The sequence below is a fragment of the Nitrospina watsonii genome (assembly GCF_946900835.1).
In the GTDB taxonomy this organism is placed as follows: Bacteria; Nitrospinota; Nitrospinia; order Nitrospinales; family Nitrospinaceae; genus Nitrospina; species Nitrospina watsonii.
In genome coordinates this window covers 660,643-683,411 of record NZ_OX336137.1, presented here as the reverse complement: position 1 = coordinate 683,411, position 22,769 = coordinate 660,643, and the positions used below count along the sequence as shown (strand labels likewise).

The 22,769-nt window shown below is 59.6% G+C and carries 20 protein-coding genes and 2 tRNA genes; 14 read left to right on the top strand and 8 right to left on the bottom strand.

Annotated elements, in window-relative coordinates:
- Positions 1 to 17 precede the first annotated feature (17 nt).
- Positions 18 to 1,541, top strand: a complete 1,524-nt coding sequence (locus QML71_RS03050) for a DegT/DnrJ/EryC1/StrS family aminotransferase (protein ID WP_282010429.1) — start codon at positions 18 to 20, stop codon at positions 1,539 to 1,541.
- 11 nt (positions 1,542 to 1,552) lie between these two features.
- Here QML71_RS03050 and QML71_RS03045 read toward each other — a convergent pair whose 3' ends face one another.
- The gene (locus QML71_RS03045) at positions 1,553 to 3,196 is read right to left on the bottom strand and encodes an NAD+ synthase (RefSeq protein WP_282010428.1); all 1,644 of its coding nucleotides are present in this window, start codon (positions 3,194 to 3,196) and stop codon (positions 1,553 to 1,555) included.
- Between the two features lie 189 nt (positions 3,197 to 3,385).
- Between QML71_RS03045 and rfbB the strand changes: the two genes are divergently transcribed.
- From rfbB to rfbD, 3 genes are read left to right on the top strand one after another with little or no spacing between them, the layout of a single operon-like run.
- The gene (rfbB, locus tag QML71_RS03040) at positions 3,386 to 4,447 is read left to right on the top strand and encodes a dTDP-glucose 4,6-dehydratase (protein ID WP_282010427.1); all 1,062 of its coding nucleotides are present in this window, start codon (positions 3,386 to 3,388) and stop codon (positions 4,445 to 4,447) included.
- A 12-nt stretch (positions 4,448 to 4,459) separates the two neighbouring features.
- On the top strand, positions 4,460 to 5,362 hold the full coding sequence (gene rfbA, locus QML71_RS03035; RefSeq protein ID WP_282010426.1) for a glucose-1-phosphate thymidylyltransferase RfbA: 903 nt from the start codon (positions 4,460 to 4,462) through the stop codon (positions 5,360 to 5,362).
- Positions 5,363 to 5,372: 10 nt separating this feature from the next.
- Positions 5,373 to 6,305 (top strand): dTDP-4-dehydrorhamnose reductase, encoded by a 933-nt coding sequence (gene rfbD / locus QML71_RS03030; RefSeq protein WP_282010425.1) that lies wholly within the window; start codon positions 5,373 to 5,375, stop codon positions 6,303 to 6,305.
- A gap of 4 nt (positions 6,306 to 6,309) precedes the next feature.
- On the opposite strand, the gene QML71_RS03025 is transcribed toward rfbD, so the two are convergent.
- Positions 6,310 to 6,693: a VanZ family protein gene (locus QML71_RS03025; protein ID WP_282010424.1), complete on the bottom strand. Its 384-nt coding sequence runs from the start codon at positions 6,691 to 6,693 to the stop codon at positions 6,310 to 6,312.
- 274 nt (positions 6,694 to 6,967) lie between these two features.
- On the opposite strand from QML71_RS03025, the gene QML71_RS03020 reads away from it, so the two are divergent.
- Positions 6,968 to 9,106: an EAL domain-containing protein gene (locus tag QML71_RS03020; RefSeq protein ID WP_282010423.1), complete on the top strand. Its 2,139-nt coding sequence runs from the start codon at positions 6,968 to 6,970 to the stop codon at positions 9,104 to 9,106.
- On the opposite strand, the gene QML71_RS03015 is transcribed toward QML71_RS03020, so the two are convergent.
- Positions 9,099 to 9,716 carry a tetratricopeptide repeat protein gene (locus QML71_RS03015; protein ID WP_282010422.1) on the bottom strand — a complete coding sequence of 206 codons (618 nt, stop codon included), beginning with the start codon at positions 9,714 to 9,716 and terminating at the stop codon, positions 9,099 to 9,101. The genes QML71_RS03020 and QML71_RS03015 overlap by 8 nt on opposite strands.
- A gap of 345 nt (positions 9,717 to 10,061) precedes the next feature.
- Here QML71_RS03015 and QML71_RS03010 point away from each other — a divergent pair, with 345 nt between their 5' ends.
- Positions 10,062 to 10,424 carry a cupin domain-containing protein gene (locus tag QML71_RS03010; RefSeq protein ID WP_282010421.1) on the top strand — a complete coding sequence of 121 codons (363 nt, stop codon included), beginning with the start codon at positions 10,062 to 10,064 and terminating at the stop codon, positions 10,422 to 10,424.
- 112 nt (positions 10,425 to 10,536) lie between these two features.
- On the opposite strand, the gene QML71_RS03005 is transcribed toward QML71_RS03010, so the two are convergent.
- The 3 genes from QML71_RS03005 to QML71_RS02995 all read right to left on the bottom strand — a co-directional run bounded on the left by QML71_RS03005 (position 10,537) and on the right by QML71_RS02995 (position 11,409).
- Positions 10,537 to 11,031 (bottom strand): sll1863 family stress response protein, encoded by a 495-nt coding sequence (locus tag QML71_RS03005; RefSeq protein ID WP_282010420.1) that lies wholly within the window; start codon positions 11,029 to 11,031, stop codon positions 10,537 to 10,539.
- A gap of 195 nt (positions 11,032 to 11,226) precedes the next feature.
- Positions 11,227 to 11,304: transfer RNA gene (locus QML71_RS03000), tRNA-Glu, on the bottom strand.
- A gap of 32 nt (positions 11,305 to 11,336) precedes the next feature.
- A tRNA-Lys gene (locus tag QML71_RS02995) sits at positions 11,337 to 11,409 on the bottom strand.
- Positions 11,410 to 11,538: 129 nt separating this feature from the next.
- On the opposite strand from QML71_RS02995, the gene QML71_RS02990 reads away from it, so the two are divergent.
- The 6 genes from QML71_RS02990 (at position 11,539) to QML71_RS02965 (ending at position 18,068) form a co-directional block, all read left to right on the top strand.
- Positions 11,539 to 12,456 carry a branched-chain amino acid transaminase gene (locus QML71_RS02990; RefSeq protein ID WP_282010419.1) on the top strand — a complete coding sequence of 306 codons (918 nt, stop codon included), beginning with the start codon at positions 11,539 to 11,541 and terminating at the stop codon, positions 12,454 to 12,456.
- Positions 12,457 to 13,149: 693 nt separating this feature from the next.
- Entirely contained in the window at positions 13,150 to 13,569 is a 420-nt protein-coding gene (locus QML71_RS02985; protein WP_282010418.1) for an FmdB family zinc ribbon protein, read from the top strand.
- A gap of 10 nt (positions 13,570 to 13,579) precedes the next feature.
- Positions 13,580 to 14,668, top strand: a complete 1,089-nt coding sequence (locus tag QML71_RS02980; RefSeq protein WP_282010417.1) for a two-component system sensor histidine kinase NtrB — start codon at positions 13,580 to 13,582, stop codon at positions 14,666 to 14,668.
- Positions 14,665 to 16,128, top strand: coding sequence for a sigma-54-dependent transcriptional regulator (locus QML71_RS02975; protein ID WP_282010416.1), 1,464 nt, complete (start codon positions 14,665 to 14,667; stop codon positions 16,126 to 16,128). Before QML71_RS02980 ends, QML71_RS02975 begins: the two co-directional genes overlap by 4 nt.
- Positions 16,129 to 16,140: 12 nt before the next feature.
- The gene (locus QML71_RS02970) at positions 16,141 to 17,103 is read left to right on the top strand and encodes a M14 family metallopeptidase (RefSeq protein WP_282010415.1); all 963 of its coding nucleotides are present in this window, start codon (positions 16,141 to 16,143) and stop codon (positions 17,101 to 17,103) included.
- Positions 17,100 to 18,068, top strand: a complete 969-nt coding sequence (locus QML71_RS02965; RefSeq protein WP_282010414.1) for a M14 family metallopeptidase — start codon at positions 17,100 to 17,102, stop codon at positions 18,066 to 18,068. Before QML71_RS02970 ends, QML71_RS02965 begins: the two co-directional genes overlap by 4 nt.
- A 12-nt stretch (positions 18,069 to 18,080) precedes the next feature.
- Here QML71_RS02965 and QML71_RS02960 read toward each other — a convergent pair whose 3' ends face one another.
- Positions 18,081 to 18,347 carry a hypothetical protein gene (locus QML71_RS02960; RefSeq protein WP_282010413.1) on the bottom strand — a complete coding sequence of 89 codons (267 nt, stop codon included), beginning with the start codon at positions 18,345 to 18,347 and terminating at the stop codon, positions 18,081 to 18,083.
- Between the two features lie 182 nt (positions 18,348 to 18,529).
- Here QML71_RS02960 and QML71_RS02955 point away from each other — a divergent pair, with 182 nt between their 5' ends.
- Together QML71_RS02955 and miaA are read left to right on the top strand one after the other, a co-directional pair.
- On the top strand, positions 18,530 to 19,261 hold the full coding sequence (locus QML71_RS02955; protein ID WP_282010412.1) for a tRNA1(Val) (adenine(37)-N6)-methyltransferase: 732 nt from the start codon (positions 18,530 to 18,532) through the stop codon (positions 19,259 to 19,261).
- The gene (miaA, locus tag QML71_RS02950; RefSeq protein ID WP_282010411.1) at positions 19,218 to 22,388 is read left to right on the top strand and encodes a tRNA (adenosine(37)-N6)-dimethylallyltransferase MiaA; all 3,171 of its coding nucleotides are present in this window, start codon (positions 19,218 to 19,220) and stop codon (positions 22,386 to 22,388) included. The genes QML71_RS02955 and miaA overlap by 44 nt, the downstream gene beginning before the upstream one ends.
- Positions 22,389 to 22,455: 67 nt before the next feature.
- On the opposite strand, the gene QML71_RS02945 is transcribed toward miaA, so the two are convergent.
- The gene (locus QML71_RS02945; RefSeq protein ID WP_282010410.1) at positions 22,456 to 22,761 is read right to left on the bottom strand and encodes an ArsR/SmtB family transcription factor; all 306 of its coding nucleotides are present in this window, start codon (positions 22,759 to 22,761) and stop codon (positions 22,456 to 22,458) included.
- Positions 22,762 to 22,769 lie beyond the last annotated feature (8 nt).

Sequence of the window (22,769 nt, the reverse complement as noted above, 5' to 3'; positions counted from 1 at the left end):
TGCGATCCCAATTCACCATGCAATTTCTTCTGTTCGACGACTACGTCATTCACGCGGTGCAGAACCAGGACACCCAGGTGCTGGAGCGGTGCAACCGCCGCGACATCGAAGCCTGGGTGATGGCCCCCTCGGTACCGCTCATCCTCGAACGCCTGTCCGCCACCGGCAAGGCCGATGAAACGCGGCAGGCGCTGGGCCGGTTTTTGTCCGCCGTCACGCTGCTGCCGGTGACCGGCGAAGAACTGAAATCCGGATTGAAGGCCGAGGCACCCGCGTTTTCCCATGCGTTGGCCCTGGAAATGGCGGCGCGTTACAAACTGAAAGGCATCGTCACCACGCAACCGGCGGCATTCCCGAAGTCGGACGTGCCCGTCATCACGCCGGATCAACTCGACGAGATCATCGCCCGCGAAACGCAACCGGATCAGCCGGTGCCGCTGCTCAACATCCTCGCCACCTACCCGCAGATCATGGAAGGCGCGGAAGCGGCGATGTTGTCCGTGGTGCGTTCGGGGCATTACATCCTCGGTCCGCAGGTGGAACAACTCGAACAGGAGATGGCGAGCTATTGCGGCGTGCAACACGCCATCGGCGTGTCTTCCGGCACCGACGCCCTGCTGCTGGCGCTGATGACCGCGGACATCGGCGAAGGCGACGAAGTCATCACCACGCCGTTCACCTTTTTTGCCACCGCAGGCTCCATCGCCCGCACCGGCGCGAAGCCGGTGTTCGTCGATATCGAACCGGATTCGTTCAACCTCGATCCCCAACGCATCGCAGCCGCCATCACCCCCAAAACGCGCGCCATCATGCCGGTGCACCTGTACGGCCAGTGCGCCGGCATGGACGCCATCAACGCCATCGCCGAACAACACAAGCTGTTGGTGTTCGAGGACGCGGCGCAGGCGAGCGGCGCCACGTGCAAGGGAAGGCAGGCGGGATCGATGGGCGACTTCGGCTGTCTTTCGTTTTTCCCGACCAAAAATCTGGGTGGCTTCGGCGACGGCGGCATGGTCACGGTGCGCGACCCGGCGTTGTATGAAAAATGCAAGGTCCTGCGCGTGCACGGTTCCGCACCCAAGTATTACCACAAACTCATCGGCGGCAACTTCCGCATCGACGCCCTGCAGGCGGCGGTGTTGCGCGCCAAACTGCCGTTCCTCGACACCTGGCTGGGATTCCGCCGCGGCAACGCCCAACGCTACACGAACCTGTTCACCGAAGCGGGACTGGCAAACGTCATCGGCCTGCCGCCGGAAGTGGTGGCGGGACACACGTTCAATCAATATGTCATCCGCGTGAAAGACGGCAAACGCGACGCCCTGCGCGCCGCACTCGCCGAGAAAAAAGTGATGACGGAAATTTATTACCCGGTGCCGCTGCACCTGCAGGAATGCTTCCGCAACCTCGGCCACAAGCAAGGCGACTTCCCCATCTCCGAGCAGGCGGCAGACGAAGTGCTGGCCCTGCCCGCCGCCAATGAAGTCACCGCCACCCAGCAGCAGCGCGTGGTGTCGGTCATCCGCGATTTTTTCAAATGAGGGGTTGAGGACTAGTTACCGGGGCGGTAGCGCTGGGCAATGGGCAGGCGCCGCCCGCTGCCGAAGGCTTTCGACGTGACGCGCAGGCCCGGCGCGCCCTGTTTGCGTTTGTACTCGTTGTTGTCCACCTTCTGGATGATCTCCCGCACCAGTTGGACGTCGTAGCCTTTTTCCACCAGTTGCTGCGGCGACAGGTGCCTCTCGATATAACCCTCGAGGATGGGATCGAGCACTTCGTACGGAGGCAGACTGTCCTGATCGGTCTGGTTCGGCCTCAGTTCCGCCGTCGGCGGGCGTTCCAGAATGTAGGACGGGATGATCTCGCGTTCGCGGTTGATCCATCGGGCGAGTTGATACACCTTCATCTTGGGCACATCGGAAATCACCGCAAGGCCTCCCGCCATATCGCCGTACAAGGTGCAGTACCCGACCGCCATTTCGCTCTTGTTGCCGGTGGACAGCACCATGCTGCCCGTTTTGTTCGACACCGCCATCAGGATGTTGCCGCGGATGCGCGCCTGGATGTTTTCCTCGGTCACACTTTCCGGTCCTTCGCCCAATAAGGGCGCGAGTGTGTTTTTGTAGGTGTCGAACAATTTGCGGATGGGCACCAGAGAATAGATCATGCCGAGATTCGCCGCCAGCTTTTCGGCATCGGTCACGCTTTCCGGCGCGGTGTAATAGGACGGCATGCTGACGCCCTGCACGTTGTCCGCACCCAGCGCGTGCACGGCGAGCACGGCCACCACGGCGGAATCGATGCCGCCGGACAGGCCGACGACGGCTTTCGCGTACCCGCATTTGTGGAGGTAATCGCGCACGCCCAGAACCAGTGCATGGAACAGTTCCTCTTCTTCCGTGCCGGCAACGGCGTGCACCACGCCCTGCCCCGTTTTGAGGTCCACCGTCACCAGGTCTTCCTCGAAACCTTTTGCCTGCGCGATGACCGTGCCTTGCACATCGAGGGCGAAGCTGTGTCCATCGAACACCAGGTCGTCGTTGCCACCGACCTGGTTGACCAGCACCAGCGGCACCCCGGTTTCTTTCACGATGTGGCGTCCCAGCTCCTGCCGCGTGCGGGCGCGTCCGGTGCGGTACGGCGACGCCGAGACATTGATCAACGCCTGCATGCCCGCTTTGGCCAACTCCTCAACCGGATGACGGCGGTAGTGGTCGTGATCGTAAAAGCCCGCATAATTCCAGATGTCCTCGCATACCGTGATGCCCACCTTGAGTCCGTGCCAGTCCACGAGCTGCACGCAGTCGCCGGCATCGAAGTACCGCGACTCGTCGAACACGTCGTAATCGGGCAGCAATAATTTGTCGGCGCGGCACAGCACGCTGCCATTCTGAAACACGCTGGCGGCATTGGTCAGGCGTTTGCCCGTGGGGCCGTTGTTCTGCCCGACGTGGCCCAGCACCGCCACCGGACCCTTCAGCGTCGTGACCAACGCGTCCAGTGCGCGCCGGTTCTGGAGCAGGAAATCGGCTTTGTTCAGCAGGTCCTTGGGCGGATAGCCCGACAGGGCCAGTTCCGAAAACACCACCCACTCGGCCCCCGCCGACGCCGCCTGCTCGTGCGCTTCGCGGATCCGGCGCACGTTGCCTTCGAGGTCGCCGATCGTCGGATTGATTTGCGCCAGTGCGATCTTCAAAAGGTTTCCTTATATAGAGAGTCGAAAAAACGACCCCGTCCTGCTGTCACGGAGCGTATCGCCTACTCTATACTACCTGACTCCGTGGTACAATATGATCGCCTTTCAGAGTTTCAGGCCCACGCACCTAATGTAAAAAAGAAAAGTTTCCGAAAAGCAACGTAGCGAGTGCACTCACGGGAAATTTTTATGAAAACCTACTTGGTCACCGGCGGCGCGGGATTCATCGGCGGCAACTGCGTGCTGGCGTTGATGCAACAGTCCGGCGCGCGCGTGGTCACCCTCGACGCGTTGACCTACGCCGGCAATCTGGACACGCTGGCGTCCGTCCTGGACGATCCGCGCCATGTGTTCGTGCACGGCGACATCTGCGACCGCGACCTCGTCGGCCAGCTGCTCGCCGAACACCGGCCCGAGGCGGTGCTGAACTTCGCCGCCGAATCGCATGTGGACCGCTCCATCGATGGCCCCGGCGACTTCATCCAGACCAACGTCGTCGGCACCTTCGAACTTTTGGAAGCGGCGCGCACGCACTGGAACGCGCTGAGCGCGGCAGACCAGAAAACCTTTCGTTTCCTGCACGTGTCCACCGACGAGGTGTACGGATCGCTCGGCCCCACGGGAGCCTTCACCGAAAGCACGCCCTACGCGCCGAACTCGCCCTACTCCGCGTCGAAAGCCGGAGCCGATCACCTGGTGCGCGCCTACCATCACACCTACGGGCTGCCGACGCTCACCACCAACTGTTCCAACAATTACGGTCCGTACCAGTTTCCGGAAAAACTGATTCCGCTGACCCTTCAAAAGGCGTTGCGCGGCGAAGCCATCCCCGTCTATGGCGACGGACAACAGGTGCGCGACTGGTTGCACGTGGAAGATCATTGCCGCGCCGTGATGCGCGTGCTGGAAGCAGGCCGCCCCGGCGAGGTGTATAACGTCGGCGGCCACGGCGAGAAAACCAACATTGAGGTGGTGCGGACGCTCTGCCGCCTGCTCGACGAGTGCGTGCCCGGTTCTCCGCACGCGCCGCATGATACACTCATCACCTTCGTCGAGGACCGGCCCGGTCACGACCGGCGCTACGCCATCGACGCCAGCAAACTGGAAACCGAACTCGGCTGGAAGCCGGACGAGACTTTTGAGTCGGGACTGCGTAAAACCGTGCAGTGGTATCTGCAGAACCGGGACTGGGTGGAGCGCGTCACCAGCGGCGCCTACCGGGGCGAACGGCTGGGACTGCACAAACCGTGAGGCGTGACAACGATGATCACTAAAGGCATCATTCTGGCGGGCGGCACCGGATCGCGCCTGTACCCTTTGACGCTCGCCGTCAGCAAACAACTGCTGCCTTTGTATGACAAGCCGATGATCTATTACCCGCTGTCCACATTGATGCAGGCGGGCATCCGCGACATCCTCGTCATCACCACACCGCACGATCAGCCGCAGTTTCAGAATCTGCTCAAAGACGGCAGCCAGTGGGGCCTCCGTATCGAGTACGCGGTGCAGCCGGAACCGAAGGGACTGGCGCAGGCGTTTGTCATCGGCAAGGACTTCATCGGCCAGGACGGATGCAGCCTGATCCTCGGCGACAATTTTTATTACGGGGAAGGCTTGGGCCGCATGGTGCAGACGGCGCGCGGGCAGGCCTCGGGCGGCACGGTGTTCGGTTACTGGGTGCGCAACCCGCAGGATTACGGCGTGGTGGAATTCGACGCCGACGGCCGCGCGGTGAGCCTGGAAGAAAAACCCAAGCAGCCGCGCTCGCATTACGCCGTCACCGGCCTCTACTTTTACGACAACCAGGTGGTGGACATCGCCCAGAGTCTGAAACCCTCGGCGCGCGGCGAGTTGGAGATCACCGACATCAACACGCATTACCTGAAGCAGCAGGCGCTCCAGGTGCAGATCATGGGACGCGGCTTCGCCTGGCTGGATACCGGCTCGCACAAAGCCTTGCTGGAAGCCAACACCTTCGTCGAAACCATCGAGCGGCGGCAGGGGTTGAAGATCGCCTGCCCGGAAGAGATCGCGTTCCACAACGGCTGGATCGATGCGGCGCAACTCGAACGCCTCGCCGCCCGCTACGGCAGCAACGGTTACGGCGACTACCTGCTGAAGCTCGTCGATCTGAAAACGCGGCCCGTCATCCAATCACCGAAATAAAGCGAACCGCATGGCCACACACTCCAACAAACCGGCACGCCGCATTTTACTGACCGGGAAGACCGGGCAGATCGGACACGAACTGTTGCCGTTCCTCGATGCGTTCGGCGACGTCCGTGCCCCCGACTCCACCGAACTCGATCTCGCCCGGCCCGATGCGTTGCGAACGTATGCGATGGACTGGCGGCCGCAGCTCATCGTCAACGCCGCCGCCTACACCGCCGTCGATCGCGCGGAGGAGGAACGCGACCGCGCCATGGCCGTCAACGGCACCGCGCCCAGCGTGCTGGCCGCCTGCGCCGCCGAACTCGGTGCGGCGCTGGTGCACTACTCCACCGATTACGTGTTCGACGGCGCCAAGCATGGATTTTACAAGGAGTCGGACGAACCCAACCCGATGAACGTGTACGGCATCACCAAGGCCACAGGCGACGCCGCCATCCAAAAGGCTGGCATCCCGCATTTGATTTTCCGCACCAGTTGGGTGTACGGCCTGCGCGGCCACAACTTCCTTCTGACTCTGCAACGCCTGGCGCGCGAACAGGACGAAGTGCGCGTGGTCAACGACCAGATCGGTTCGCCCACATGGAGCCGCCTCGTCGCCCAGACCACCGCCAACGTCCTCGACCAGACCTTGAACGAGCGCCAGCCGGAAGACATGAGCGGCATCGAAAAGGCCTCGGGGATTTACAACCTGACCTGCACCGGATCGACCAGCTGGTACGGCTTCGCCCAGGCCATTCTGGAAAGCCTGCCGGAAGACGAACGGCCGCGGCTGAAACCGATCCCCACCTCCGAGTACCCGACGCCCGCACCGCGCCCGGCCAACTCCGTGCTGGCGGTGGAAAAACTGCGCGCGCAGTTCGGCATCCTGCTCCCCGACTGGCAGGGTGCGCTGACCTTCTGCCTGAACAATCAGACCGCGTCCGATCCCATCGCCTGATCCCTCATTGCAACCAGACCCGTTCCACGTGGACGAGGATGCGGTTGACCCCGGCGCGGCCCAGCGCCCAGCCTGCCAGCACGCCCGCCACATTCGCGCCCATGTCCCAGAAATCCAGCATGCGGTAACCGATCAAGCCCTGCACGATCTCCAGCGCCAGCCCCAGCTTGATGAACAGACGCATCCAGAAGCCGTAGCGGTCCGGGGGATTGATCTGCACAAACCACAGCATCAGCCCCAGGTAGGCGGTAAAATGCAACACCTTGTCGAGCCAGTCGATGCCCAGATCCGGCAACTGCGGCGCAGGGATGACCGACACCACCACGATGAAAGCGATCTGCACATAACCCAGCGTCCACCACAGGCGGGACCGTTGAAGCGGCTCCATAGTTGGCTTTCCCCAAAAAAAAGTTGCGACCCATTCAGGCCGCCCGGATCCAGACCCCACCATCTTAATTTATTTTTCAATGAAACATGCTGTTTTCAATCTGTTATGTCCTTTGCTGCAAGGCAAAAATCAACCTCTTTCATATAACACCAATAAGGTGGGTTTCTTTGGAAATCCCTTTAAAACAAAGGATTGCCTGCATTTAGTGCTTGGTCTTATACAAAAGTCTGTTAGACTTTCTATACTCACAACAATTCAAAAGACATGGGGACTTATGGTCGCAAGTGTACCTGCGTTCAGAGCTGCAGAGGAGAAGAAGATTTTCCTGAAGCGCATCGATTTGATGACCTACTTCCCGGAAGAGACGCTGGACCAACTCGCCGACGATTGCAACGAGATCGTGCTGGATGCCAACACCGTCTTGTTCGACAAGGGCGATACCGGCAAATCCATGTACATCCTGCTGGAAGGCGAGGTCCTGATTTTCATAGAAAAGAAAAATCTGGCCACGCTGAAACCCGGTGCCTACTTCGGCGAGATGTCCCTCATCGAGGCTCAACCGCGCACCGCCAGCGCCCGCACGCTGGTGCCTTCGACGCTGATCGAAATTGACGAAGAGTTGTTCACCCGCTATTTCGCCAGCCAGCCCCAGGCTTTGATGGCGATGATGCGCAACCTGTCGGCGCGCTCGCGCAAAATTTCGGCGGACCTGGCGGCGTCGCTGCCGTCGTTGGACGAGGGCTCGGGCGTCGATCCGATCGCCTTCATGAACGACACCTATCTCGACGTGCTCCTGTTCGATCTGGAGACCTTCCAGTTCACCCAGGCCAACGCGCCGGCCTGCCGGGAAATCGGCTACACGCCGGAAGACCTGCTGAAAATGCATTTCATCGACCTCGCCGTCAATCTGGAGCAGGCAGACCTCGACCGCCTGTTCGAACCGCTCGTCCAGAACATCCGGCCGATGACGATTTTCGAAGCCCTGTACCGCCGCAAAAATGGATCGACCTATTCCGTCGAATGCCGCTGCCAGATCATCAAAAACCTCGGCACCCATCCGCAGGTGATGGTGTGGGCGCAGGACATCACCGAACGCAAACAACTGGAAGAACAGATCCGGCAAATGGCCTACTACGATCCGTTGACCGGGCTGCTGAACCGCAACCTGCTGGCAGACCGCCTGGAAGTGGCGTTGACGGCGGCGGCGGTGTCCAGCGAGAAAGTCGGCATCCTGTTTCTCGACCTCGACCATTTCAAAACCATCAACGACACGCTGGGTCACGATGTGGGGGATCTCCTGCTCAAACAGGTGGCGGACCGGCTCAAAAATGTGGTGCGGCAGGAAGACACCGTGGCGCGCATGGGCGGCGATGAGTTCGTCATCATCGTACCCAACCTGACTAAAGAAGATGAAATTGTCGATCGCTCCCAGCAGGTGCTGGAAGTGCTTTCACCCCTTTACCACATCCAGAACCACGAGCTGTACATCACGTGCAGCATCGGCATTTCCATTTACCCGAACGATGGCGAAGAAATCGAGACGCTGCTCAAAAACTCGGACCTCGCCATGTACCGGGCCAAGGAACGGGGCCGCAATACGTTCCAGTTTTTCGCGCCGTCGATGAACACCCTTGCGGTGGAGCGCATGGTCATCGAGAAAAACATGCGCAAGGCGATGGGCGGCACGGAATTTCAACTGTATTACCAGCCGAAAGTCTGTTTGCAGTCCGGAAAAATTGTCGGCATGGAAGCGCTGTTGCGGTGGGAGAATCCGGAGCTGGGGTTCGTCAACCCGCAGAAGAGCATTCCCATCGCCGAAGAGACGCGGCTCATCATCCAGCTCGGGCACTGGATCATCGAAAGCGCCTGCCAGCAGATCAAACGCCTCGAACAGATCAACCCGGACATCAGCATCGCCGTCAACCTTTCAGTGGTTCAGTTCAACTCGCCGGACCTGGTCTCCGAAATCAAAGGCGTGATTGAGGACACCGGCATCGACCCGCAAAAACTCCAGGTCGAGGTGACGGAATCCATCCTGATTCAGGACAGCACCCTCGCCATCAACATCCTGAAGAATCTCAACAATCTCGGCATCAAGGTCTGCATCGACGACTTCGGCACCGGTTATTCCTCGTTGAGCTACCTGAAGAACATGCCGATCGATTACCTGAAGATCGACCAGTCGTTCGTCCGCGACCTGATCGACCCCACCAATGAGACCATCACCTGCGCGGTGGTTGCGCTGGCGCGCAGCCTGGGAATGAAAACCATTGCCGAGGGGGTGGAAACCGCAGAGCAGAAAAAATTCCTGCAAACCATCGATTGCGATGAGGGTCAGGGCTACCTGTTCAGCAAACCGTTGCAGGCCTGCCAGGCGGAGGAGTTGCTGCTTAAAGGCACGCTGTTCAGTTGAGGCGTGATGTCAGCTGCCGGATGACTTTATCCCAATCCGTGCCGGCGGCTTCATGGCCGCTGATCGGTCCCATCTCCTGAAATTTTTCCTTTTCCTTGGCCGTCAATTCCAGGTCTTCCTCAAACAACGCCGCGTCATCGTCCAAAAACGCTTCGTCGCCGTCTTCCATCGCGAGCAGGGACTCGAACTCTTCCGGCGACAACGTCTCCCGTTTCGCCGACTCCAACTCTTCTTTGCGGGTGCGGGCGCCCTCGTGCAGAGTATCCAGGTATTCCCGGCGCACATTGTAATGGGAAAAGCGGTAAGCACTGATCTCGCTGGCCTGCACGAAATCTTCCGAAGCGAGGCGGAACTGTTTTTCGCGCAGGTAAATGCGTCCACGGTACACGCGGGCCAGAAAATGATCGGGCTTCAGGCTCAGCACCATGTTCAGGTTCATCAAGCCCCCGGCGAGGTTGTGCCGTTCCAGGTTTTTGATCGCCTGCTCAAAATGCCGGCGCACCTGCGGACGCAGATTTTCAATCAGGATGCAGGCGGGCTCGATCACCGGAAACACCCACCTTCCCAGGTGGTACCGAATCGCCCTCAGAAATTCCAGGGTCCTGTCCATGCGCAACCTCGGCGAACCCTGCGCGTACCGGGGTCCGGGGGGACATGCGGGCGCAATACGCCCTTCATTTTTCTTAACTACGGATAACTCAATGATAACCAAAAACACCTATACCGTCAAACACAAAGCCACCATCCGGAAACTCCCGCCGAAGGAGCGCAAACCGCTCCCGGGAAAAGGTTTCCGCACGGGAACGGTTCGGCGGAAAAGCCCTTGCTGCAGGCACGCCTTGACGTATTCGGTATATGCCTTTATCGTTTCCTTTTTTGAATACTTGAGCTTCCCCCCGTCCCCTTTTTGAAAACGGCACGGGAAGCCCGCAAACCTCAAGGAGGATCGGCATCCATGGCCCAGTTCATCGATAAACCCACCCTCGTCGAAGCCGCCGGCACCAAGCCGAAAATCATCAAGGAATACATTGGCAACGTGAACTCGAAAACGCCGGGAGTGAGCCTCGCCCACATGACCAGCCCTGAAGGCTGGGAGGAACCGGGACAAACGCCGGAGTTCGACGAATACACCCTCGTCCTGCAAGGCATGCTGAACGTGGAGACGAAAGAGGAAACGTTTGAGGTGAGCGCCGGGCAGGCGGTCATCACTTCGAAAGGCGAGTGGGTGCGTTACAGCACACCCCGCGCTGGCGGGGCGCAATACATCGCCGTCTGCCTGCCCGCTTTCACGCCCGACACCGTGCACCGCGACGCGTGATGGGTCCCCTGCCTGCCTTGCAATCTCGATTGAGAAGGCCGGGCGCGCACAAAATAAAAAAGGGCGGGGCCAAGCGCCCCACCCTTTTTCATCCCTGAGTCCAACTTCCGGCTCAGCGCGCGTTGCCTTTATTCTTGTTTTTCGAAAACGCGTCCGAAGCCTGACCAAACGCCTTGCCCAGACGCGAGGTGGCATCGGAGAAGCCATCGGTGATATCTTCCCACGCGTCTTTGGAATTGTGCTTCATCTCGCCCAGCCACCTCTGCACCTCATCGCGTTCGCGCTTGAGCGTCTTCAGTTTTTCGTTCATTTCCTTTTTCGCCGACTCACTCATGGTTTTCATGTTGCGGTCGGCTTTATGCTGCAACGCGTCGATGCGCTGATCCAGATAATCCAGGTTTTTTTCCACATCGGCGACCGCTTCCTCTTTCTCCTGTGCGGAGTAGTTCTTGATCGACTCGGTCAGCGCGTCGAACTTTTTGCCGATGTCCTCGGTGGTGGTCTTGTCCTGCTCGGTCGCAGCCAACACAGACATCGCCGGCATGGCCAGCAGCGCACACATTGCAGTTATGATGATGGCACGCAAAGCGCGGGGATGAATCCTCATGGTTTGCTCCTTTCTCTTGGCGGGTCCCGAACCGGTTGCATCGGGAACCCCGGGTTGCAAAAGGCCACCCCTCTTTTGACCTTTATATTAGGAGAGAGAAAGCGCGTTCGAGATTCACATTCGGGCGCACTAAAAGGAGGCAATGCTTATAAGTGGAGTGTTGAGAGAGGGTTTGATACAGAGGAAAGGAAAACTTGGCGTCCCCAGGGGGATTCGAACCCCCGTCGCCGGCGTGAAAGGCCGGTGTCCTGGGCCTGGCTAGACGATGGGGACGCCCTGTTTCGGTTGTATTCGGAGAAATTGAGTGAGCCGCGAAGGGCTCGAACCTTCGACCCACGGCTTAAAAGGCCGTTGCTCTACCAACTGAGCTAGCGGCTCCGAATCGCAAAGGTGTAAGGTGTACCAAATGCATTGTACCATGTCAATTGATTTTATTAGGCTTGATTTTAAACCGGCCGCTCCCTACAATTACATCCTTTACTCAACCTCCTGAAAAACAGGCACCACGTGGAAAAATCAGAACAAATCTGGATGGACGGCAAACTGGTTCCGTGGGCGGATGCCAACGTCCATGTCCTGACGCACACGCTGCATTACGGCTATGGCGTTTTCGAGGGCATCCGTTGTTACCATTCCGGCAAGAAAAAATCTTTCGTCTTCCGGCTGGCGGAACACGTCAAGCGGCTGTTCGAGTCGGCAAAAATCCTCGGCATCGAAATCCCGTACAGCCAAAAAGAAATCACGCAGGCCATCGTCAAGACCGTGCAGGTCAACAAACTGGACGAGTGCTACATCCGTCCCATTGTGTTTCTGGGCGACAACAAGATGGGCCTGAACCCGGCAGGCGTGCACGTGCGCGTCGCCATCGCCGCCTGGCCGTGGGGCACGTACCTGGGCGACGACGGGCTGGAAAAGGGCATCCGCGTCCGCGTCTCGTCCTTCAACCGCCACCACATCAACGTCACCATGACCAAGGCCAAGGCCTGCGGCTACTACATCAACTCCATCTTCGCCAAGGCGGAAGCGGTGCGCGACGGCTACGACGAGGCCATCATGCTGGACACCCACGGCTGCGTCACCGAAGGTTCGGGCGAAAATATATTCATCTATCATAAAGGCATGCTGATGACGCCGCCGCTCTCCACCGGCATCCTCGACGGCATCACCCGCAACGCCGTGGTGCAGATCGCCAAACACCTCAAGATTCCCATCGAGGACGCCATCCTCACCCGCGATGAGTTGTACGTCGCCGACGAGATTTTCCTCACCGGCACCGCCGCGGAAGTCACCCCGGTGCGCGAAGTGGACAACCGCATCATCGGCAACGGCAAACGCGGCAAGATCACCAAACAGATCCAGGACCTGTTCTTCCAGATCGTCGCCGGCAAACAAGCAAAATTCAAGCACTGGCTCACCGAAGTCTAGCGCCCGCCTCGCGGGCAGGAAACTGGGTAATGCCCGGCCCCGCCTCGCGGGCAGAAAACTGGCTACTGCCCAGTAAACGAACGATGGTCTATGGGCGCGGACTGCGTCCGAGGCAGATGGCTACTGCCCAGTAAACGAACGATGGTCTATGGGCGCGGACTGCGTCCGAGGCAGATGGCTACTGCCCAGTGAGCGAACGATGGTCTATGGGCGCGGACTGCGTCCGAGGCAGATGGCTACTGCCCAGTGAGCGAACGATGATCAATGGGCGCGTTCCAAATCCACTGCGTTGCCTCCCGGCTCAGCCCGGCCCAGTCCATCACGTTGTACGAGTTCCCGCAAAAGAGACAAGGTGCTGAAGGTTCCTTCTCCCCTGGCGGGAGAAGGCCAGGATGAGGGGGGATTTATGATCCTTTCCGTATCCTCCCCTCCTTGGCAAGGAAGAGACCGAGGGGGAGGTTCGGACACGGTTGCCTTTCCCACCCTCAGTCCGGTTTTAATAAAAATTCCCCGGCACAAAAACCATTAAACTAGTTGGATTTACCGGTGGGAATGCATTAAAATGTGGCAAACAGCTTGCCATGTTGGCATGGGCATCTTATTCCTGAACAGGTTTGTTCACACCGGAACCGGGGAGTGGACCCCCTCCGGCCAGGCTCAAGATACCCTATATATATCAAGGAGTTCCAATAAATGCCCATTTACGAATACGAATGTGAAACCTGCGGCACCATGTTTGAGTTGATGCAGTCCATCAGCGCCAAGCCGCCGAAGCAGTGCGAGACCGCGCGTTGCAAGGGCAAACCCCGGCGCAAGATTTCCGCGTCCGGCTTCATTTTAAAAGGCAGCGGCTGGTACGCCACCGATTACCCGTCGGAAGCGCGTAAAAAGGGCTGGGAACAGGAGAGCAGTCAAGGCGCCAGCACCACCGAGGCTCCGGCAACCGCCCCGGCGGCAGGCGGCGACAGTTGTTCCAGCCCCGGTTGCGCCAACCCCGCCACCACCCCGGCGGCTCCCAAACTGAAATCGAACCCAATCGCCGAAGCCAGCAAGAACCCGTACTCCGGGAGCAAGAAAAAGGCCAAAAAGACCGGTGCCAAAAATTCCAAGTGAGGCCCCGCCCATGGGGGACTCGAACCCTGTTTTTAAAAATATCATTGCGTCCATCGTCGATGGAATCATCCTGATATCCCGGGAAGGGACGATCCTTCAGGTCAACCTGGCCACCGAGGAAATGTTCCAGCAATCCCGGGATCATTTTTTGGACAAACCGGCGGTCGATCTGTTTCCGCACCAGCCGCAGTTGCAACAGAAAATCGACGACACCCTGGAAAACGGGGTGGCGTATCATCAGATCGAGGGGCAGGGCCACCGCCGCGCCCATCAGGTAACGTTTCCCGTGAGCATCACCATCTCGCCATACCTCAATGACCACAATCAGCCGGAAGGCGCTGTGCTCTACGTGCGCGACTGCACCCTGTCGCAGGAGCTGGAAGAAATCAGCCGCCCCTTCGACGCCATTTCGCACCTGGGTACCCTGTCACTCGGCATGGCGCACGAGATCAAGAATCCGCTCGTCTCCATTTCCGGCTCGGCGCAACTGCTCCGGCGCAAGTTGCCGGAGGAGCATCACAAGTTTTTGGACGTGGTCATCAAGGAATCCGAACGCATCAACCGCATGGTCGATCGCATGCTGCATTTCGCGCGGCCGCTGGAACTGGATATCGACACCATCAACATCCATCAGACGCTGGAAGAAATCCTGATCCTGGAAAAGCAATCGCACGAGGCGTCGATTCATTTCGAAACCATTTACGATCCCAGTCTGCCTTCCATACAAGGCGACGGCGACCGCCTGAAGCAGGTATTCCTCAACCTCATCCAGAACGCCCTCGAAGCCATGCCCGAAGGCGGCACGCTGAAACTGCTCACGCGTTACCACAGCGATTACATGGTGCGGTCGCAGGGCCGCCCGCACCGGCGTCAGGCCATCCTTGTGGAGATCGTGGACACGGGGCTCGGCATCACCCAGGAAAACATGAAACACCTGTTCACGCCCTTTCACACCACCAAAAGCCAGGGCAACGGACTGGGCCTGCCGCTTTCGCTCAAAATCGTTGAGAACCACAACGGCAAGATCAAAGTCAGTTCCGAAGCCGGTGCCGGCACCACGGTGCAGGTGTACCTGCCGGTCAAACAGGAGAACCCATGAGCGGGTCGAAAGACATCCTCATCGTCGATGACGAAGAAAACATACGCTGGCTGTTCACGCAGGCGCTCGAAGATTCGCCGTACCGGGTGGATACGGCGTGCAGCGGAGAGGAAGCGTTGCAGAAAATACGCGGCCAGTCCTACTTCATGGTGTTCACCGACATCTTCATGGAAGGCATCAGCGGTCTCGAACTCTTGCAGAAGGTGCGCGACACCGACCACCGTCCGCATATCGTCGTCATGACCGCGCAGGACACGATGAACAACACCATCGAAGCCATGCGCCACGGCGCGTACGATTACATCAGCAAGCCGTTCGACTTCGACGAAATTTTCAAACTCATCGACAAGGTGGAGAAAAGCCGCGATGTGCGCCCGCCGGAACAACCGGCGGCCACGGCGCAGGAAGATTTTTCTCTGGAAGCCATCATCGGCAAAAACCGGAGGATGCAGGACATCTTCAAAGTCATCGGCAAGGCCGCGTCCACTTTATTTCCGGTGCTCATCACCGGCGAAAGCGGCACCGGCAAGGAGCTGGTGGCGCGGGCGCTGCACCATTACTCGAACCGTTCGCAGAAACCGTTCATCTTCATCAACTGCGCCGCCATCTCGCGCGAGTTGCTGGAATCGGAATTGTTCGGCCACGAGAAAGGTTCCTTCACCGGCGCGGTCGAGGCCAAAAAAGGCAAGTTCGAACTCGCTGACGGCGGCACCCTGATGCTCGACGAAATCGGCGACATGGAGCTGCCGTTGCAGGCCAAGATCCTGCGCGTGCTGCAGAACAGCGAGTTCTACCGCGTCGGCGGCAAGGATTCGCTGCGCGTGGACGTGCGCATCATTGCCGCCACCAATCAGCGCCTGCCCGATCTCATGAAAGCCGACCGCTTCCGCGAAGACCTGTATCACCGCCTCAACGTCATCAACATCCACATGCCCCCTTTGCGTGAGCGCGTGGAGGACATTCCGCTGCTCGCCGAGTTTTTCCTGAAAAAATACGGCGACGCATCGGTGCTGGACCAGGTGTACCTGTCACCGGAAACGGCGGCGCTGCTGAAGCAGTACCCGTGGCCGGGCAACATCCGCGAACTCGAGAACGTCATCAAGCGTTGCCTCGTGCTGGTGACACGCGGCCCGGTGTTGCCCGAGCACCTGCCCGAACCCCTGCTCGAAGCCGCCCGCAAAACCCCGGCCGCCGTGGACGCCTGGCAGACGAACCTCGATGCCGTGGTGCACGACTTCCTCGCCAAAAACCGGGACTCCGGCGACGGCAACCTGTACGACCTGCTCATCCAGGAGGTGGAAAAACATTTGTTCGAACAAATGCTCGACCACAAACGCGGCAACCAGGTCGCCACGTCCAAATCACTCGGCATCAACCGCAACACCCTCAAGCGCAAGATCGACGCCATGGGCATCGATCCCAAAAAGAAGCATTCCGACTCCAACCTTCCGCCGCTTTAGAAAGTCCGTACCGTGAAAACGGAAACCATCGTATCCATCAAAAACGCACTGGGAGGGCGGCTGGAGATTGTCCGGCAAACCTTCCCCGCGCACAACGGCAAACCGACGAAGCGCATTTCGTTCGTCGCCGGGTTGCATGGGGACGAACTGGCGGGCCTCTATCTGTGTCACCTGATCACCCGCGCCCTGCGCGAATTGCAGGACACACAGCCGGAAGTGTTTCTGGGCGAGGTCAACATTTACCCCGCCGCCAACCCGGCGGGCATCCACAGCGCCAACCGCCTGTGGCCGTTTTACGGACTCGACATGAACCGCGTCATCGGCCAGGAAAGCGGGCACAGCGTCGGCAGCCGTGCCGCCTCCCAGTTGTACCGCGACATCATCAAACGCTCCGAATACGCCGTGGACATCCACGCCAGCAACCTGCATTTTCTGGAGTTGCCGCAGATCCGCGTCATCGAGGAGTTCGCCATCGACCTCTTGCCGCTGGCCAGCGAAACCAACGCCGACCTCATCTGGGTGCACCCCATGGCGGGGCTGTTTGAATCGACGCTCGGCTACAACCTCAATCAGGAAAAGATCCCGACGCTGGTTGTCGAAACCGGCATCTGCCATCGCATCCATCCGCCGTTGATCGAGCCCTTGTACCGGGGCATGATGCATTACCTGCGTCATCTGGGCATTCTCGACGCCAATTACCTGTCGCCGGAAACCGTGCGCCCGCCGCGCGTGCTGTACCCCAAGCAAGTGGTGCAGGCCACGGCGAACCATTCGGGGCTGTTCATCAGCCGGGTGCAGGCGGGAGAGACGGTGCATGCAGGCCAGGTGCTGGGGCAGATCGTCGATGCCGTGGAGGGGGAAGTGCTGGAAGACGTCGCCGCGCCCGCTGCGGGCCTGTTGTTCACCCTGCGCGAGCACCCGCTGACGCACGCCGGCGCGCTGCTCGCGCGCATCGCTTGGGACTCTGAATCGTGAAACAGGAGATTTTTACCACCACGACGCCGCTTGGCGACACCCTCTCCCTGTTCAAGAACGTATGGAAAGGCCCCGAGGGTTCGCAGTCGCTGTCCATCGTCACCGGCATTCAAGGCGACCGGCTGAACGGTCTGCTTGCCGCCGGGCGGCTGGCGCATTTTCTGCAAAACGTGGAAGACGGCAACAAACCCGGTTATGCGCTGACCGGCACCGTGCAGGTGTTTCCGGTGGTCAACTACCGGGCGCTGGAATCCGGCACCGCCACCTGGTCGTACGACAACCTCGACGCCGACTTCGCTTTTCCCGGCAGTGAAGAGGGCGACCTGACGGAAACCCTGTGCAACCGCCTGCTCCACGAAACCGCCGGTTCCGATTTCGGCATCATCCTGCAAACCGGCGCGCTGCATTTCGAAGACACGCCGCACGTCCGCGCCTACCGCCCCAGCCTGAGTCTGCGCAAGGCCTGCCGCCGTTTCAATATGAACGTGGTGCGCGAAGTGCAGGATGCGCCCGCACTCACTCTTCAGTTGAGCCGCCAGTGGCACAACATGGACATCCAGACGTTCACTCTGTCCGCCGGCCGGCCGCAGGTGTGCGATCCGGCAGCCGTCGACGCCTTGGTGAATGCCGTGATCAGTTTCCTGCGGGAGACGGAGTTCTTATCGCATCCGGAAACAAACGGTTCCCTCACCGAAGCGATGTTCTATAAAGCCAAACAGGAAGTGTGGGTGAATACAGGGCAGGCGGGACTGTATCTGCCTTCAGGCAAGGTGGGGTGCCGGGTCGAGGCGGGGCAGGTATTGGGAGAGGTGCGCGATCTGTACAGCGGCCAACCGCTGGAGACCGTCCTCGCGCCCGAAAGCGGTCACCTGGTCAGTCAGCGCGTGCATCCGCTGGTGCATGAACAGGAGCCGGTGGCCATCCTGCTGACCGGAGGGCATTCCAAATGGTTCTGGCCATTTTGAAGCGACCGGGATTCAATTCATCTGCGAAAAATGGATCACCAGGATGATGAATCCCCAAAGTGAGCAGCCCGCTCCGATCAGGGCCATCACCGTTCCACGCAGTGACCGTTTTTTCACTTCGTCCTTTTTAGTGCCGTCCAGATAGCCCCACTTTTCCCGTGGATTGGTACGCACCATGTATTCCTTGTACTCAAGACGGCTGCACCAGTTCAATAAACCGATTCCCACCAGCAAAATGACTGCACCCATGATCGACTGTTCCGTGATGAGGCCTTCCAAGGGCTTCCTCCTTTGGGCATGAGAATACCGCTTCTTTGGTTTACATCGAGTGTATAGAAAATTATAACAGAAGGTCCATTTAAAAACAATAAGATCGATCACAATCAGGCATTCGGAACCTTGCTCCCGAACAGGGATTGGGCTAGACTGAAAGTCATTAAAAAGTCGTCCCAGGGTGACCCATGCCGGTGTCCCATCCCATCCCAATCGAGCAAAATCCAACGGGTTACCGCTACTCGGTCGAGCCCTTCCTGCTGGCGCACTTTTCCCGGCCAGGTACCGGCGAGCGGGTGTTGGAAGTCGGCACCGGCTGCGGCATTTTGTCCTTGCTGCTCACAAGCCGGGAACCGGACCTCGATGTGACCGCAGTGGAAATTCAGGAATCGCTGTTTCAGCACGCCGTCCGCAACGTGGCGCACCGGGAACGCGAGGGCATCCGCGTCGAACACGCTGATTTTCTTGAGTGGGCGCGCTCCGTGCCGTCCGCCTCATTCGACTGGATTCTCAGCAACCCGCCGTACCGGAAACAGAACAGCAGCCGCATCAATCCCAATCCGGAAAAGGCCATCGCCCGGCACGAGATCAAACTGTCCTTGCCCGAACTGGTCGCCGCCGCCGCCCCGCTACTCAAACCGGAAGGACGGCTGACACTGGCCTACCCTCCCGAACGCCGCGAGGAATGGACTGCGGCATTGCACAAGAACGGCCTCGCACCGGCGCGGAGCCTGACGGTGTACGGCCACCGCCATGCCGCACCGCGCATTCTGTTGATCGAAGCCGCGCGCCATCATACGGTCCAAAAACCGGAAGACCGGGAATTGATCATGTACAACCCTAACGGCTCGTACACGGAAGCCATGCAAACCATTTATGAATGCTTTAATCATTCTGGCCGGTCCCACCGCGTCCGGTAAAAGCGAGACGGCGCTCTGTCTGGCCGAGCACCTGCGATCGGAGATCATCAGCGCCGATTCGATGCAGGTGTACCGCCATTTCGACATCGGCACCGCCAAACCGCCGGTGGCCCTGCGCCAACGCGTGCCGCATCACCTGATCGACATCCTCGAACCCGACGAGCCTTTCACCGCTTTTGATTTCAAACAGCGCGCGCAGTCGGTGGTGCGCGACCTGCTGGCCCGCGGCCAAACGCCCGTCATGGTGGGCGGCACCGGGCTGTATCTCAAAACTTTCATCGAAAATTACGACTGCGCCGTCGAGCCGGACCCCGCCATCCGTCAGCAGGTGCGGCAGGAACTGGCAATGCGCGGCGCCGCCGCCCTGCACGAGGAACTCAAACAGGTCGATCCCGGTTACGCGGCGCAGATTCAACCGAACGATCCCATCCGCATCGAACGCGCGCTCACCGTATTCCGCCAGAGCGGGCAGCCGTTGTCCACCTTCCACCACACGGACACGGCCGGAGCCGAACCCTACGGCTTCGACATCCACCTGTTTCTGCTGGAACGCGAACGCCAGGATTTGTACCGGCACATCAACCGCCGCGTCGAACAGATGCTCGATGACGGCCTCAAGCAGGAAGTCGAAAGCCTGCTCGCACGCGGCTATCATAAAGAATGCAAACCGTTACAATCCATCGGTTACGCGCAGATGGTGCGCCATCTGGAAGGCGGCATCCCGCTCGACCGCGCCTGCTACGAAATCCAGCGCGAGACGCGGCACTTCGCCAAACGCCAGATCACCTGGTTCAAAAAAATGAAGGAAACCCGCTCTGTGAATGTGGACACAGACGACACCGCCAGCGGCATCATGGAAAAAATCCTGCGCCTCCTGCCGAAGACAGCAGCGATGCTGTTCGGCTTGTGGATCGCGTGCGCGCCGCTGAACGTTGCGGCAAACCCGGACGAGACGTATCTCACGGCGGTGGAGTCGGTGCAGACCGGCCAGTGGGACGCGGCGCTCGGCGCTCTCGAACGGCTGGAACGGGAACAGTTGGAAATGGACCTCCGCCGGCGCGTCACGTATCTGCTGGCGCGGGTGCTGGTCCACAGGCAGGAGCATGAACGGGCGCTGGTGTTTTACGAAAAAAGCCGGACGCTGTACCCCGAGCTCGAAGACTACATCATCCTGCATCAGGCCCGCTCGCAAACCGCCCTCGGCCGCTACGCGCAAGCGCTGGCGGAGCTGGACCAACTGGCCACACAGTTTCCGCAGTCGTTGCTCATCGCCCGCGCGCATTGGCTGAAAGCCGACATCCATCGCCTGCAAAACCAGCCTGAATCCGCCCTGCACCAATTGCAGGCAGCCTATCGCCTGATCGGCAAACAGGATTACCTGGAAGATTCCCAGGAAACCCTGCCGGATATGCTGGGACAACAGGCCGCCCTGTATGAACAGCTTGAGGACGCGCAAGGGCTGTACGACACCTACCGCACGTTCTACGTGACGTATCCGGATCATCCCAAGGCGGCGAACGCCGCAGACCGGATGGAACAACTGGCTCAGCAACCCGGCGTCACGGTCCGATCTCTTTCCCTCAGGGAACGGGCGCGCCGCCTGCGCACGCTGCTGAGACAGGCTCATTTTGAGACGGTGATCGAGGAAACGCGGTCGCTGATGAAAACCTCCGACCGCATTCTGCCCGGCCGTTTTTATTTCATTCTGGCCGACGCCTACCAGGGTCTGCGCGACCGGGCTGCTGCCAACGACGTGTTGCAGGAATTCATGCGGCGCTACCCCCAACACCGGCGTGTGCCGAAGGCGGCGTTCACTGTCGCCCGCAACCTGTGGAACCTGGGCAACCGGGACGGCGCGCGCGAAGGCTTTGAACAGGTGGCGAAATCCGCCCGCAGACGGGATTTGAAAACGGAAGCGTTGTTCATCGTCGGCAAGATTTATGAGGAAGCGAAGGATGAGGCGGCGGCGCTCCGCACTTACCGGGCTCTGGCGAAGGACCATGCCCAAACCGAGTTCGGCCAGCAGGCCGCCTGGCAGATCGGCTGGGTGCATTACCGCGCCGGGCGCTGGCAGGAAGCGGCAAGCCAGTTTCGCGCCAATCGAAAACGGTCGCCGCAGGGCGATCTCGTGGACAAAAATGCGTTCTGGCTGGCAAAGTCTCTCGAACAACTGAACCGGCACGAGGACGCCCATGAAGTGTATGCAGACCTGATCGCCCAATACCCCTATACCTATTACGGCCTGCAGGCCCAGAACAAACTCGATGCCAGCACCACCCCGCACATTCTGGAGCAGGCGGAGGCCACGCCGATCCTGAAAACCAGCGTGTCCACCCCCGGCGGCCTGCCGGAAAGCCCGGGCCGCGCCCTGAACGACGACGAACGGTTTCACTTTTCACGGGCAGAGGAATTGATCCGGTTGGGATTCCACCGCATGGCCCGCGAGGAAATGCGTTGGGTCGCCCGCTCGGTGCGCAAGAATTACTCCGGCGTGTTGTGGTTGTCGCACTGGTTCAATCGCGCCCACGCCTTTGCCGACTCCCAACGGCTGCTGGCGCTGTACCGGGGATTCAAAACACGTCATGGCGAAAAAGAATTGCCGGAAGCGTTCTGGAAAAATTATTACCCGCCCGCTTACCTGCACAAGATTCATCACTCGGCGGGGAAATTCCAGGTGGACCCGCTGCTGGTGATCAGCCTCATGCGGCAGGAGAGTTTGTACGACACCTGGTCGGTGTCGCCGGCGGGCGCGCGTGGATTGATGCAACTGATGCCGAAGACGGCCTCACGCATGCACCGGCAGTCGGGACTGGATGAAGACTTCGATACCGAACGGCTGTTCGATCCCAACTTCAACATTCATCTCGGCGTGCGTTATCTGAGCCGCCTGGTGCGGGAACACCACGGCAACCGCATCCACATCCTGATCGCCTACAACGCCGGCCCCACAGTCCTCGCTGCCTGGCAGTGGCGCTTCGGCGACATCGACGACCCCGACGTGTTCATCGAGTCCATCCCCTACCCGGAAACGCGCAAGTACGTCAAGCTGGTGTCGCGCAATCACGATCTGTATAAACGGCTGTACGGGCAAAAAACGGAACCGGACGCGGACAGCAAGACCTTTTAGGTTTGTTTGAAAACGGAACGGGCGGGTATAATGCAAACTCCGTCTTGCAAAGACGGGAGGCGGGGCTCTATTCGAAGGTGATCGAACAGCATCCCAGATCGAGGCCCAGATCCTTTTTATTCAGCATGGACCGGATTTCGGGATCGATGAAATTGATGACCCGGTTGCCTTCGCGGCGCGTGTTCACTAGCCCGCTGCCGCGCAGGATGGCGAGATGGTGCGATGCCTGCGGCTGAGGCAGGTTCAGCGACTGCACCACCTGCGAAACGCTGCACTCTCCCTGCAATAAAAGCTGGACGATTTTGAGGCGGGATTCGTCGCCCAGCGATTTCAGGATGCGTGCGCATTCGGCTGTGTCCAGGGTCTTGTCCATACCCGGCA

Bases quoted from the DNA above. Each gene is read 5' to 3' on its own strand.
- QML71_RS02945 (WP_282010410.1), bottom strand. From the start codon at position 22,761: ATGGACAAGACCCTGGACACAGCCGAATGCGCACGCATCCTGAAATCG.
- QML71_RS03005 (WP_282010420.1), bottom strand. From the start codon at position 11,031: ATGAGGATTCATCCCCGCGCTTTGCGTGCCATCATCATAACTGCAATG.
- QML71_RS03025 (WP_282010424.1), bottom strand. From the start codon at position 6,693: ATGGAGCCGCTTCAACGGTCCCGCCTGTGGTGGACGCTGGGTTATGTG.
- miaA (WP_282010411.1), top strand. From the start codon at position 19,218: ATGAATGCTTTAATCATTCTGGCCGGTCCCACCGCGTCCGGTAAAAGC.
- QML71_RS03015 (WP_282010422.1), bottom strand. From the start codon at position 9,716: ATGGACAGGACCCTGGAATTTCTGAGGGCGATTCGGTACCACCTGGGA.
- QML71_RS03020 (WP_282010423.1), top strand. From the start codon at position 6,968: ATGGTCGCAAGTGTACCTGCGTTCAGAGCTGCAGAGGAGAAGAAGATT.
- QML71_RS02980 (WP_282010417.1), top strand. From the start codon at position 13,580: ATGGGGGACTCGAACCCTGTTTTTAAAAATATCATTGCGTCCATCGTC.
- rfbD (WP_282010425.1), top strand. From the start codon at position 5,373: ATGGCCACACACTCCAACAAACCGGCACGCCGCATTTTACTGACCGGG.
- QML71_RS03050 (WP_282010429.1), top strand. From the start codon at position 18: ATGCAATTTCTTCTGTTCGACGACTACGTCATTCACGCGGTGCAGAAC.
- rfbA (WP_282010426.1), top strand. From the start codon at position 4,460: ATGATCACTAAAGGCATCATTCTGGCGGGCGGCACCGGATCGCGCCTG.
- QML71_RS03010 (WP_282010421.1), top strand. From the start codon at position 10,062: ATGGCCCAGTTCATCGATAAACCCACCCTCGTCGAAGCCGCCGGCACC.
- QML71_RS02985 (WP_282010418.1), top strand. From the start codon at position 13,150: ATGCCCATTTACGAATACGAATGTGAAACCTGCGGCACCATGTTTGAG.
- QML71_RS02975 (WP_282010416.1), top strand. From the start codon at position 14,665: ATGAGCGGGTCGAAAGACATCCTCATCGTCGATGACGAAGAAAACATA.
- QML71_RS02955 (WP_282010412.1), top strand. From the start codon at position 18,530: ATGCCGGTGTCCCATCCCATCCCAATCGAGCAAAATCCAACGGGTTAC.
- rfbB (WP_282010427.1), top strand. From the start codon at position 3,386: ATGAAAACCTACTTGGTCACCGGCGGCGCGGGATTCATCGGCGGCAAC.